Below are 13299 nucleotides of genomic sequence, written 5' to 3' on the forward strand. Positions count from 1 at the left end.
TTCCATGAATGATAGATGGGGTGAAATCTACCCAAATCATAGTCCGCATATGAGGAGGGTCTTCGGCATTTACATGGAATCCCCAGAAAACAGGGCGCAACCGTAGGGTGAATTTATTTTCTAGTTGTTGGTCAGTTCACTATATTTCAGGGACACAATACGGGCGATATTTTTCCATTCTTCGAGACGGTCTGCCTTGCCGATAAGGGAAAGATAGTCCATGTCGATGAGGTTTTCGACAGCACGCCCCTTGTCCTGATCGGCGATCTCACGTGCCAGATGTTGCGCGACATAGATTGATGTCAGTGCATTCATCTCCTTGTGTGGGAGATCCATCGGTCGATGATGATAAGCAACAGCCTGAACGACCGGTGCAGGAAAACCCCAAAGACCAAGAAGGTAAGCCCCGATTTCGGCGTGTCCGGCACCGAATTGCTCAGTTTCGGCCTGATCAATGGAAATGCCTTCGGCCTCGACCCGTTTGGTTACGGCATCCATTTCATTTGCCCGGTTCGTATACAAGATCAGGGTGCCAATGTGGCTTAGCATCCCGATGCTTGGAACGGCATGGCAAATTTCGCGGGGAAGTTTTTCATATTCGGCAATCAGGGCGGCAGTGACGCCTATTTGCTGGCTGCGATGGCACAGGCGTTTCAGGTTGGCTGCCTGACCGGGCGGGCCATCAAAACCGCGATAGAGACCGACAAACAGTGCAAGCGCCTTGAGCGTTTCCATGCCCAGCATGCGGACAGCGTGGGAAACAGATGCAACATTCTGGGTCACGGCGAAGTAGGACGAATTGGTCAGCTTGAGAACTTCCGTCGTCAGTGCGATATCGGATTCAACGATCTTTGAAATGCTTTCAAGGGAATAATCCGGATTGGAAAATGCACTTTCGAGCCGGATATAGGTGTCGGGCGGTGATGCCAGACTTTTGGATTCCGCAACCAGTGTCCTGAGCTCCGGACTTTGAAGCAGCTGGCGCAGACCAAGTGCGTTTTCAATGCTTTCAATCAGGCTTTCATTGTCACAGGGCTTGCTGAGGAACTGATGCGCCGGACCAATGGTTCGCAGGTAGGACGCGTTGTCGGCATGTCCCGTCAGAATGATCCGGACGGCATCAGGATGGGTATCCTGAAGCTTTTCCAGAAGCGTAATTCCGTCCATTTCCGGCATCTGTATGTCGGAAACGATAACGTCAAAATTCCGGTCTTTGGCAAGAGACAGGGCTTCTGCACCGCTTGCAGCGAAATGCAAATCCCAATCCGGTCGCGCACTGCGCAGCCGACGTCTGAGTGCGCTCAGGATGTTTGCGTCGTCATCGACAAAAAGGATCTGATGCATGCGGCCAATTCATATCATTTGCTGTCTTGCAGATGGGCGCTTTTGCCGCTCAGAACAAGATTACGGCTGCAATTCAAAGGAAGCAGAGAAGAAAAACCGTGTGCAAACGGTCTGTTTGCGGCAATGCGGGATGATCAATGCGATGCCAAAGGGCAGAAAACAGGGATGTCTGGCAGGCTGATCTGACCACAGCAGATTTTTCGCATGCCGGTCTTTGGAGCTCTGATTTGAGTGAACCCGGTTCAAAGGGGCCAGCGGAAACCGTGTTGGACGAAGTTGATCTGACTGAGGCCGGAATTAAGGGCGCCCCGCCCAACGGTTCCTGATCAGATATCGAAACCTGCCAAAGGCTCCTGACCATCAGGGGGGGATGCAAAATCCAATATCCTTCGCTAGAACGACTTTAAGTATTAGCGCCATGCGATTTGCGTTGCGTTGGGATCAGTTGTTGAAGTTTATTAGAAAGATACAAAGCAATGTGATCTCGCTAAGGGGGAATATCGGTCACATGACAGAACGTGCCGAGCTGATTAATGCGATCAAGTTGCATCAGCTTTATCTGAACCAAAAGCCGGGCGGTCAGCGCATGCAAGTGCGTAACGGCAATTTGTCCCGCATCAAAATGAGCAAAATCAGTTTGCAGGAGGCCGTTCTTCCGGGGGCGAACTTCATCCAGGCGACCGCACATAATGTCTGTTTTGATTATTGTGATCTGTTTGGCTCCAACTTTGTCGAAGCCGATCTGGAAGGATCAAGTTTCCTGCGTGCCGATCTGCGCGGTGCAAACATGGCGCGGGCCAAACTGCGCAATGCCAATCTGACCGGTATTGATCTGCGGGCCGGCATTATGGTGGTCATTGAAGGTTCCCAGGAACGTCCGGTCAAACGGACGACCGATATGACCAACGCGGACCTTGAAGGTGCCATGATGTGGGGGGCCAATCTTTCAGGCACAAACATGTCGGGATCACGGCTTGCACATACTGATATGAGTGATGCCAACATGTTTGCGGTCAACCTTGAAGGGGCCGACCTGACGGGCTGTAACCTTAACGGGGCAAAGCTGCGTAATGCGAACCTCAAAGGGGCCAAGCTCAAAGGGTGCGAGCTTGTCGGTGCCGATCTGAGCGGTGCGAACCTGCGCAATGTGGATATGACCGGTGTTGACCTTAGTCAGGCCAATACATCCTATTCGATTGGTGGGGGCACTCCGACAGCGCCTTTGGCCGACGATATTCGTGATCTGGTAAATGGTCATAGTGAATGGCTTGCCACCGGTGGCAAAAGCGGTGAACCCATGATCGCGATTGGCCGTGATCTGACCGGTCTGGATTTTTCAGGGCTGGATTTGTCGGGTGCGTGTTTTGACAAATGCATTCTGCGTGGCGCCCTGTTCGTTGATACGATCCTGGCGATGTGTTCGATGCGCGATGCAAACATGCAAAAGGTCCGTATGAATGGTGCGGCTCTGGATGGTGTTCGTATGACCAATTCCGACTGTACGGAAGCCGTATTTCAGGGCGTGAAATTTGGCGGTGTTGATCAGCGCGATAAAAAGGGGGCCAAGACCGGAACTGTTTGGCGCGCGGATTTGACCAACACGATCTTTGAGCAGGCGGATCTGCGGAACTCGGTCTTTGAGGAAGCCCAAATGAAGGGCGCGAACCTTACCAAGGCCAATGTCGCCGGTGTTGCCTTTGGTGATACCGATCTGAGCGAGGTTGAGCTTGAAGGTGCGAATGTGGGACTGGTTCTGAACGGAAATATTCCCCGCCGGAAGTGATTGTCGGGACAACCAGCAATGCCTCAAGACGCAAAACGCCGCCCGGATTTGGGGCGGCGTTCTGGTTTCTGTTCCGGACTTCCTTTGATCAGCTGCGGTAATCCGCGTTGATCGAAATATAGCCATGGGTCAAATCACAGGTCCATACAGTGGCCGCCCCATCGCCAAAGCCAAGATCAGCTTCGATATCGATATACTGGCCTTTGATATGGGCTTCGACCGGGCCTTCGTCATAATCGGCAACGCGTTCACCATTTTTGGCAAGTGCAATGCCACCGATGGAAATGGTCAGCTTGTTCGGGTCTGCCGTTACGCCGCATTTGCCAACGGCCATAACGATACGACCCCAGTTGGCGTCTTCGCCCGCGATGGCTGTTTTGACCAGCGGCGAGTTGGCAATCGCCTTGGCGGCAATTTTGGCTTCTTTTTCGTTTACGGCACCGGTGACATTGACGGTGATGAATTTGGTCGCGCCTTCACCATCCCGAACGATCTGATGGGCAAGGTCGCGCAACACACCTTCAAGCGCGTTCTTGAATTCGGCAATTGCCGGATCATTTGCATCAGATACCGACCCGTTCCCCGCCTTGCCGGTTGCAGCAAGCAACAGGGTGTCCGAGGTCGAGGTGTCGCTATCAACCGTGATTGCGTTGAAGCTGCGATTATTGCAATCAGACAGCAGCGCCTGAAGAACGCTGTGCGGCAGGGCGGCATCGGTGAAAACAAAGCTCAGCATGGTCGCCATGTTCGGTTCAATCATGCCCGAACCCTTGGCAATACCGGCGATGGTGACTTTGGTGCCATTGATCATTGCGGTTGCAGACGCACCTTTGGGGAAGGTGTCAGTGGTCATGATCGCCTTGGCCGCATCAAGCCAGCTCGCATCATTTGCCAGAAGATCATCCATCGCATCGGTAATGCGGGTGGCTGTCGTCGGTTCACCAATCACACCGGTCGATGCGGTAAAGATTTCGTTCTTTGCACAATCAAGCGCCCTGGATGCACATTCAACCTTGTCAGCGACGAACTTTTCGCCTGCCTTGCCAGTAAAGGCGACCGAGTTGCCCGCATTGACAAAGAATGCACGCGCCGTTCCGCCCTTAAGTGCTTCACGTCCCCATCGCACAGCCGCAGATGCGGTGGTCGATGTGGTGAAAACACCTGCAACCTGGGTGCCGGTTTCAAGTTCTGCGAACAGAACATCCGGGCGGCCCTTGTAACGAATGCCAAGTGTTGCAGTGTGCAATTTGACACCGGCAATGGCGGGAAGTTCGGGGAATGCTGCGGGGGCAAGCGGTGAAAGCGAAGTCGCAACCATCAGTGCAAGTTCCTTAAATGGACGAGTTTGTTTCATCCTGCCGCAATGGTGACGAAAAGCAAGCAGCAGAATGCATTAATGCCGATCAGTATCGGTAACGCAAACGGGGTGAAGCCATTGGCCACACCCCGTTTGGTTCAAGTGAATTGCAGATCAGTCGATGTCAAACCGAACTGATCAGTTCTTCTTTTCTTCAGCCGGAGCATTCTTTGCAGCTTCTTCTGCTGCTTTGGCCGCTTCGATTTCGACATTGTTGACGATGTCGGCATCTTCACGAAGGCCGTCAACGATCTTGTTGATGGCATCACGGGTAACTTCGGCGGTCAGCTGCGGACGTACTTCGTCAAGCGTCGGCTGGGTGCCTTCTTTTTTCTCTTCAACCTTGATCACATGCCAGCCGAACTGGGTCTGAACCGGTTCCTTGGAATAGGTGCCTGCTTCCATCGAGAATGCAGCATCGGCAAACGGTTCAACCATGTCAGCACGGTTGAAGAAACCAAGGTCGCCACCGTTCGGGCCGGACGGGCCTGTCGATTTTTCCTTGGCGAGTTCGGCGAAGTCTGCACCATCGTCAAGTTCAGCGATGATTGCTTTGGCGTCTTCTTCGTTCTCAAGCAGGATGTGGCGCGCATGAACCTGTGGTTCCGGCGTGTTGCTTGCGATGAATTCGTCATACTTTGCTTTGATGGCGTCTTCGGTGACGGCATCATCAAGTGCGCGATCAAGATAGGTTTCTGCAATCACACGGCGCTCAAGTGCTTCGACGCGTTCCTTTACTTCTGCGTCATCGGCTAGACCGGCATCACTGCCTGCAATCATCAGCAGGCGCTGGTTGATTTCGCGGGTTAACAGATCAGCTTTGAGCATCTCGAAAGGAAGCTGGCGATACTGTTGCGGCAGGCCCTGTTGGGTCGCGCGGACTTCAGATTCCAGGATTTCTTCGCCATTAACTGTCGCCAGAACCGGATCTTCTTTCGGTGCAGCGTCCTGTGCCATGACAGGGGAAGCAAAAATGACGGATGCCAGCGACGCGGCAAGAAGGGTATTGCGCAGCATAGTTTCTCCAGACTTTGATTTCGCGGGCTTCTCGCCCAGTGCCTCTCTCCACGGGTAAATCACATAAGCGGGTGATACACAAGGCTTCGCCGTGGAAGTCGGGCTTTTTCGCAAAGCATTCTGTCTAAAATGTGAAAGCCTAACATTCAAATGCAGAAATATAGCAAGCCGTCGCGAACAGCCTGCTTTGCGGCATTCTTCCCGGCTCGGATTTCGCTGTCGCGGTGCTGTAACCGATTTATGAAGTTTGATCGGAATGGTTCAGATTTTTACGTCAAAGAAGACTTCGCCAACCTGCCCGACTGATCCGTCATCACGTTCAAACTGCGAGCCTGCGACCAGATCGCCGCCAATCAGACGCTGATCAAGCGGCGTGATCATGGAAAGCGATATGGACCTGATTCCCGCATCGGACAGTTTTTGCTGACTTCCATCAGCACGGAGCAGAACAAGCGACGAAAATACGCTGTCCTGCTGATCGATCAGACCATCAAGATTGTCATCGTATTTCGCAAGCTCGGCAAATCCGTCCTTGGCACCATTCTGGTCACCAAACAGTTCACGGCCATCATTGATTTTGCCATCACCATTGCGATCAAGGGCAATAAGCGCATCAGCACCGCGTATCCATGCGGTTTGTTCAGCCGTGCCGTCTCCATCAATGTCAAATTTCTGTCCGTCCTGAAGGCTTGTGATCTCGATGCCGTTGCCATCGAGATCAAGGATCAGCGGGTCCTTTTGAAATGCCTGGGCAATTTCAATACGGACCATTTCGATATGAGCTTCGAATTCAGAGATCGAGATACTGGCCTGACCGGCAACCTTGGAAAATTTTGCTTCGAAGGCGCTGATATCTATTTCGATACTGCGAGATGACACAGATAACGCGCCAAAATTGATCTGTGCAGCACCCTTGGTGATATTCAGAGCCAGTTCCTGAACCGAACCGCGTGATCCATTGCCGCTTATAACGGCCATGTCCTCTGGCGCGCCACCAGTCATGGCATTTGCCATTGCGCGGGCCTTGGCGGGCGGAACCCCCATCATGGCAAGCACAATAAAGGCTTCGCGGTTCATTCGCGTTTGGGCCTCGTCCATTGCCGGTTTGATGGCATTGACGACATCAAGGGCGCTGGTCTGGATCTCGAACACCGGTCGCTGGAACGCGCCAAGGGCTTGTTCAAGGCGACGGTTGGCCTCGATGCTAAGGTCAATCTGATCGACAATGGAGCGCTGGCTGGAAAGGTTGGTGTTATCTGTCGCCCGATTGTCAGCCGACATTGCGTCTGACACGGCACTTTGGGCCGCGGCCTGAGACGTGGCTATTGTCGCTGCATTTTGATGTGCAGTCGGATTTGTAAGGGGTGCGTGGTCAAACATTCAGCGCCTCCTTCCTGAAGGGCTGCGGGATGCCAGATCCTGACATCCCGTTGCAGTTAAATCAGAACATCCTGTTCCTGTGACGGATCAATCACCGGCACGGTTTCACCTGTCGGGAAAGTGAAGGTCGCGTTATTGCCACCCTGACCAAACAGGCCCATCGGCATCATCATGTCGACGGTCAGCTTCAGCTGATTGTTGCCAGCGCCCTCATCCGGGGTGGCCTGACTGATGCTGCGAACGATCAGGGTTGCCTGTTCCATAAACTGTTCGGTGATCTGGGCATTAAGTGCTGCCAGCCGTTCGGCGGCAATCGACTGACCTGTCGACGGATTGGCCGACGGGGTCGTGCCGTCGTTTTCCTGATCAGTCGTGCCAGTGGTTGCGTTCATCAATTCGCGGATGAACTCGGCGACTCCGTTGTCGTTGATATCAAACAGAAGACCGCCATTCTCCGCATTGGCCGGGTTGCCAAGCATATCGACAAGCGATCCGCCACCCAGTCCATCCATGACCGCACCCAGTGCGCCAAGGGCGGCACCCATGCTGTTGCCAATTGCGACGGCTTCGGTGCGAACCACTTCGATCTTGGCGGCCTGATAATTGAACGAGAATTCGCCGGTTTCATTATCAATACTGATATCAAGTGACTGAACGGCCATCATGGCCGATTCAGAAACGCCCACTGCCGCACCATTTGCACCGGCATAGGAAATGGCGGTTTTGCTATGGCTTGCAATGGCCTGGTCAAAAGAAAACTCGAACTGGTCCTGACCCTTGGCGGCGTCGCGAATGCCATCAAACATGGCATCAGTCGCAGCAATTGCGTCTTCTTCGCTCATGCCGGAAAGGGCAAACATTTCCTGCACGCTGCCGCGGATCATTTCAAGCGACACATCAAGGGCGCGTTCAAACAGCTCTTCGGTTGTCAGTGCTTTACCCGAAAGCGCCTTGCCGCTGGCAGGTGTCAGTTGCTGGCTATTGTTATGTGCGGCCAGTGCATCGTCGGAAAGGGCGACCGGATCAATGCGCGTACGCGCATCACCATTGGTCGGCGCTGAATCCTGACCGGTTGCCGGGGCGGCTTTGCCATGAGCCTGACGCGCGTCGCCAAGGGCCGATTGGCCCTGTCGAAACGGATTAAGCGCGGAGAAATCTACCATTTCCTCCTCCTGAGGATGTCTTTGGCAGGGTGATCAGGTCACTCCTGATTGCCAAAACTGAGCTACATGCTCTTTGAAGTTTAAAATAACAGGGAAAATAGTACGTTTTTTTTGTGCGTTTCTCAAGCCAGAAGGTGCAGGGAGCGCGGTATTCGCAAGGGGCAGGTTACATCATCGGGCGAATTCATTGCCGTGGGACGGTAATTTCCGACCCAACATTAGTGATATTGGTTCGTTCCGTTGACAGATGGCAGACAGGGTTCTATCTGTGATCGGGCTCGGCTTTCTGCCGCTGCTCATTCGTGTCTTTATTCATTTGTTCAGGAACGTATTAATGCTCGGCGCCATTGCCCGGAAAATTTTCGGTTCAGCTAACGATCGTGAAGTCAAAGCCCTGCGGGCCACGGTCGAGCAAATCAATGCCCTGGAACCCGATGTCGAGAAGCTGTCTGATGATGAACTGCGCGCCCGCACGGACTGGCTGCGCGAACGTCTCAAGAATGGCGAGACTTTGAACGACATCCTGCCCGACACTTTTGCCACCATCCGCGAGGCATCCAAGCGCGTTCGCGGTGAACGTCATTATGACGTACAGCTTCTTGGCGGGATGGTGCTGTGTCTGGGCAAAATTGCCGAAATGAAAACCGGTGAAGGTAAAACGCTTGTTTCAACCTTGCCGGTTTATTTGAATGCGCTTGAAGGCAAGGGCGTTCATGTGGTGACGGTCAACGACTATCTGGCCCGCCGTGATGCGGAATGGATGGGCGAGGTCTATGGCTTCCTTGGGTTGAGTGTTGGCGTGATCATGCATGGCATGACCGATGATCAGCGCCGTGCGGCCTATGCATGCGACATTACCTATGCGACCAATAACGAGCTGGGCTTTGATTATCTGCGCGATAACATGAAGTTCCGCCTTGAAGATATGGTTCAGCGTCCGTTCAATTTTGCGATCGTCGATGAAGTCGACTCGATCCTGATTGACGAAGCACGTACCCCGCTGATCATTTCCGGCCCGGCCGAAGACAGCTCGGAACTGTATCGTGCGATTGATGTTCTGATCCCGAGACTGACCGCAGAAGATTTTGAAAAAGACGAAAAAGCACGTGCCGTGACCCTGACCGAAGACGGGACAGAGCACGCCGAACAGCTTCTGATGGAAATGGGTATTCTGACCGAAGGCACACTTTATGATGTTGCCAACGTTCACCTTGTCCATCACGTCAATCAGGCGCTTCGTGCTCACAAGCTGTTCCAGAAAGATACCGACTATATCGTCAAGGACGACAAGGTTGTCATCATTGACGAATTTACCGGTCGTATGATGGAAGGTCGCCGTTATTCCGATGGCCTGCATCAGGCACTGGAAGCCAAGGAAAAGGTCAAGATCCAGAACGAGAACCAGACGCTGGCGTCGATCACGTTCCAGAACTATTTCCGCCTGTATCCGACCCTTGCCGGCATGACCGGTACGGCAATGACCGAGGCCGAGGAATTCGAGGAAATCTACAACCTGAAAGTTGTTGAAATTCCGACTCATCGCCCGATTGCCCGTAAGGATGCCGATGACGAGATTTACCGGACGGCCAAAGAAAAGTGGATTGCGATCTCCGAACAGCTCGCCGATTGCCATGAACGCGGTCAACCGGCCCTTGTTGGTACTGTGTCGATCGAGAAATCGGAAATTCTGTCCGATCTTCTGAAAAAGAAGAAAATTCCGCACGAAGTTCTCAATGCCAAGCAGCATGAACGCGAAGCCCTGATCGTTGCACAGGCCGGTGCACCCGGTGCGATCACGATTGCCACCAATATGGCTGGTCGTGGTACCGACATCAAACTTGGCGGTAACGTTGAAATGCGCGTCGAGAACGAGCTGGCGGATGTCACCGACGAAGCCAAGCGTTCTGCGGCGATTGAAAAGATCAAAGCCGAAGTCAAAGCCGATCAGGAAAAGGTTCTGGCGGCAGGTGGTCTGTTTGTGATCGGGACCGAGCGCCATGAATCCCGCCGAGTGGATAACCAGCTGCGCGGCCGTTCCGGTCGTCAGGGGGACCCGGGTGGTTCGAAATTCTATCTGTCGCTTGAAGATGACCTGATGCGTATCTTCGGGTCCGAGCGGATGGATGGCATGCTTCAGAAACTCGGTCTCAAGGAAGGTGAAGCGATTTACCATCCCTGGATCAACAAGGCGCTTGAGAAAGCCCAGCAGAAAGTCGAAGCACGTAACTTCGATATTCGTAAGAATGTCCTTAAATTTGACGATGTCATGAATGATCAGCGCAAGGTCGTTTATGAACAGCGCCGAGATCTTATGCAGGCCAAACATGTTGCCGAAGACGTTGCAGACATGCGCGCCGAAGTCATCGAGGGACTGGTCGAAAAATTCTGCCCGGCAAAAGTTTACCCGGAACAGTGGGAAGTCGCGAGCCTGCACGAAGAAACCACGCGTCTTCTTGGTGTTAATCTTCCGATTGCCGAATGGGTCAAGGAAGAGGGCATCGATCAGGAAGTGATGCGTGAACGTCTTGAGCGTGCTGCTTCCGAAAAGATGGCGGCCAAGGTTGCCAATTATGGTGCCGATATCATGCGCCAGGTTGAAAAAAGCCTTGTGCTTCAGCTTCTTGATCAGTCGTGGAAAGAACACCTTCTGGCACTTGATCATTTGCGTCAGGGCATTGGTCTTCGTGCCTATGGCCAGCGTGATCCGCTTAACGAGTTCAAGCGTGAAGCCTTCAACATGTTTGAGGGCATGCTGGCAAATCTGCGTGAACGTGTAACCCAGATGTTGTCGCATGTTGAATTGCAGTCGACACCACGTCCCGAAGACCTTGAAGCCCGCCGCCCGCAGCCGGAAATGCATGAAAACCGAGACGAGCTTGAAGGTGACGCACAGGACGGCGAAAATGCGACAGTTCAGTCGCGTCAGGCATCGGGCACTGTAAATCCGAACGATCCGTCAACCTGGGGCCGCGTTGCACGCAATCAGGCGTGCCCGTGTGGTTCTGGCAAGAAATACAAGCATTGCCACGGTCAGCTCGCCTGATTGCGAATAAATAAGCATTTAAAAGACGCGCTTCTGTTTGGTTGCGCGTCTTTTTTTGTTTTAAAGGTGTATTTTGCTCAGCAGGTTGTTCTAGCGGACGCTTATTGTTCCTTAACACCCAGCCGCCTAGGCTCTACCGTGATGGTAAATTCGTAGAGAGGTAAATAACGTGTCTTCATTCGATCAGGTATCCAGGCGTGCCAAGAAACTGGCTGCTGAAGGCCAGATTGGCGAAGCGATCAAGCTTTACGAATTGTTTCTTCAGGATTTCCCCAAAAACACGCGGGCAAAAGCTGCGCTTCAAAAACTGCAATCGAATGTTTCGGGGAATTCTAGCGCAGCGCAAATATCCTATGTGGCTGCAAAGAACCTGATCGAAAAAGGGGAATATGCGCAAGGCATCGCCAAGGCCGAGCAGCTTGTTAAGGAGATTCCCGGCAATGCTGCGGTGTGGAATCTTTTGGGACTGGCGTATTTCAGATCCAACAATCCGGCGGATTCAGAGCGGTGTCTGCGCAACGCTCTCGAAATTGATAAAAACCAGGGTCCGGCATGGATCAATATCGGGACACTTTTCCATGCGCAGAACAGATTGGAGCAGGCGCTAACTGCTTTTCAGAATGCCAGTTTGCTTGATCCGAACAATGGCGGTCTGTGCAATAGCATTGGCGGCATTCTGATATCTTTGCAGCGGTTTGAAGAGGCAGAGCAGTTCTGCGTGCGCGCGATCAAACACGCCCCCAATTTTGCAGATGCATATAACAATCTGGCCATTCTGTTTTATCGCAGGGAAAAACTGCATCTTGCAAAACAGGCATATGTAAAAGTCTTGCAACTGATGCCGAACAATTTGCGGGCCTTGGGGGAGTATTTGTACATTCGGGCGAAGTTGTGTGACTGGTCGGCGTCAGAGATTGAGCTCAAGGACAAGCAACCTGTTGGTGAAGTTGGAAACTCCATGTCGCCGTTCTCAATGCTTCATTGCGAAGATGATCCCTATGCTCAGAGAAAACGCTCGGAAGTTCATGCCTTGGAGCTGTCTGTTCTCAATCGTTTCCCGGCAATACAGCGTCCCGCCAATCGTCCGGCACGACTGAAGGTCGCCTATTTTTCAGCAGACTTCCACAATCATGCGACTCTTTCACTGATGATGGGAGTTATGGCAGCGCATGACAAAAACAGATTTGAAATTCATGCCTATAGCTATGGGGCGGTCAAGAGTGGCTGGCGGCGGGATAAACTTCAAAAAATGATCGATAAAAACTGGGAAGTTCATGGTGCTTCGGACGAAGAGATTGTGCGTCATGCCAGGGAACAACAGTTTGATATTGCAGTTGATCTGAAGGGATATACCGATCATGGGCGAACCCGGTTGTTTGCCCATCGTCTTGCACCCGTCCAGATCAATTATCTTGGCTATCCGGGTACGTTGGCGGCCGATTTCATTGATTATATGATTGCCGATCATACTGTTATTCCCGATCAGTATCGAGACGCCTACGTCGAGAAACTCATTTATATGCCCCATTGCTATCAGCCAAATGACAACGAACGCAAGTTCGATGAAAACACGCAATCCCGTGGTGATCTCGGCCTGCCGGATACTGGTTTTGTCTTTAGTTCGTTCAATGCCTGTTACAAGATTTCTCCGCGTGAGTTTGATATCTGGATGCGCTTGCTTCAGAAGGTTGATGGTTCCGTGTTGTGGCTGTTTAAAGGCAGTGACGAAGCGGTCCATAACCTTAAGAAAGAGGCGCAACTGCGTGGGGTTAACCCGGATCGTCTGATCTTTGCGGGAATGGTTTCCGAGGAAGAACATCTTGCTCGTCAAAAGCACGCGGACCTCTTTCTCGATACATTCAACGTCAACGCCCATACCACGGCAAGTGATGCGCTTTGGGCTGGCCTGCCGATTGTAACCTTGCCGGGTAAGCAGTTCGCCGCGCGGGTTGCAGCCAGTATTCTGACTGCTGCAAATTTGCCTGAATTGGTTGCTCAAACCGAAGAAGAATACGAGGCAATTGCTCTTGATCTTGCACTGAACCCGGAGAAGACAGCTGCACTTAAACAAAAGCTGCAAGTGCAACTCAAAGCCTGCCCGTTGTTTGATACCAAAAGTTACACGCGTGCACTTGAAGCCGGGTATGAAGCTGCGTATGACCGTTATTTCAGTGATCAGGCGCCAGCCGATATTGACGTGATGCCGCGTTAA

The 13299-nt window shown here is 52.5% G+C and carries 8 protein-coding genes; 3 read left to right on the forward strand and 5 right to left on the reverse strand.

Annotation, left to right across the window (positions count from 1 at the left end):
* Positions 1–120 precede the first annotated feature (120 nt).
* Positions 121–1344 carry a response regulator gene (locus TH30_RS03870; RefSeq protein WP_114096725.1) on the reverse strand — a complete coding sequence of 408 codons (1224 nt, stop codon included), beginning with the start codon at positions 1342–1344 and terminating at the stop codon, positions 121–123.
* Positions 1345–1852: 508 nt separating this feature from the next.
* Between TH30_RS03870 and TH30_RS03880 the strand changes: the two genes are divergently transcribed.
* Complete coding sequence (locus TH30_RS03880; protein WP_114096727.1) at positions 1853–3127, forward strand: pentapeptide repeat-containing protein; 1275 nt, start codon at positions 1853–1855, stop codon at positions 3125–3127.
* 88 nt (positions 3128–3215) lie between these two features.
* On the opposite strand, the gene argJ is transcribed toward TH30_RS03880, so the two are convergent.
* From argJ to TH30_RS03900, 4 genes are all read right to left on the reverse strand, one after another.
* Positions 3216–4445 (reverse strand): bifunctional glutamate N-acetyltransferase/amino-acid acetyltransferase ArgJ, encoded by a 1230-nt coding sequence (argJ, locus tag TH30_RS03885; protein WP_114096905.1) that lies wholly within the window; start codon positions 4443–4445, stop codon positions 3216–3218.
* A 177-nt stretch (positions 4446–4622) separates the two neighbouring features.
* Positions 4623–5501, reverse strand: a complete 879-nt coding sequence (locus TH30_RS03890) for a peptidylprolyl isomerase (RefSeq protein ID WP_114096728.1) — start codon at positions 5499–5501, stop codon at positions 4623–4625.
* A 261-nt stretch (positions 5502–5762) separates the two neighbouring features.
* On the reverse strand, positions 5763–6881 hold the full coding sequence (locus TH30_RS03895; protein ID WP_114096729.1) for a hypothetical protein: 1119 nt from the start codon (positions 6879–6881) through the stop codon (positions 5763–5765).
* 56 nt (positions 6882–6937) lie between these two features.
* The gene (locus TH30_RS03900; protein ID WP_114096730.1) at positions 6938–8044 is read right to left on the reverse strand and encodes a hypothetical protein; all 1107 of its coding nucleotides are present in this window, start codon (positions 8042–8044) and stop codon (positions 6938–6940) included.
* Between the two features lie 334 nt (positions 8045–8378).
* Here TH30_RS03900 and secA point away from each other — a divergent pair, with 334 nt between their 5' ends.
* Together secA and TH30_RS03910 are read left to right on the forward strand one after the other, a co-directional pair.
* A complete protein-coding gene (gene secA, locus TH30_RS03905; RefSeq protein WP_114096731.1) occupies positions 8379–11087 on the forward strand; it encodes a preprotein translocase subunit SecA in 2709 nt (902 codons plus the stop codon).
* A gap of 169 nt (positions 11088–11256) precedes the next feature.
* Entirely contained in the window at positions 11257–13299 is a 2043-nt protein-coding gene (locus TH30_RS03910) for an O-linked N-acetylglucosamine transferase, SPINDLY family protein (protein WP_114096732.1), read from the forward strand.

This window comes from Thalassospira profundimaris (assembly GCF_003326795.1).
GTDB classification, from domain to species: domain Bacteria; phylum Pseudomonadota; class Alphaproteobacteria; order Rhodospirillales; family Thalassospiraceae; genus Thalassospira; species Thalassospira profundimaris_C.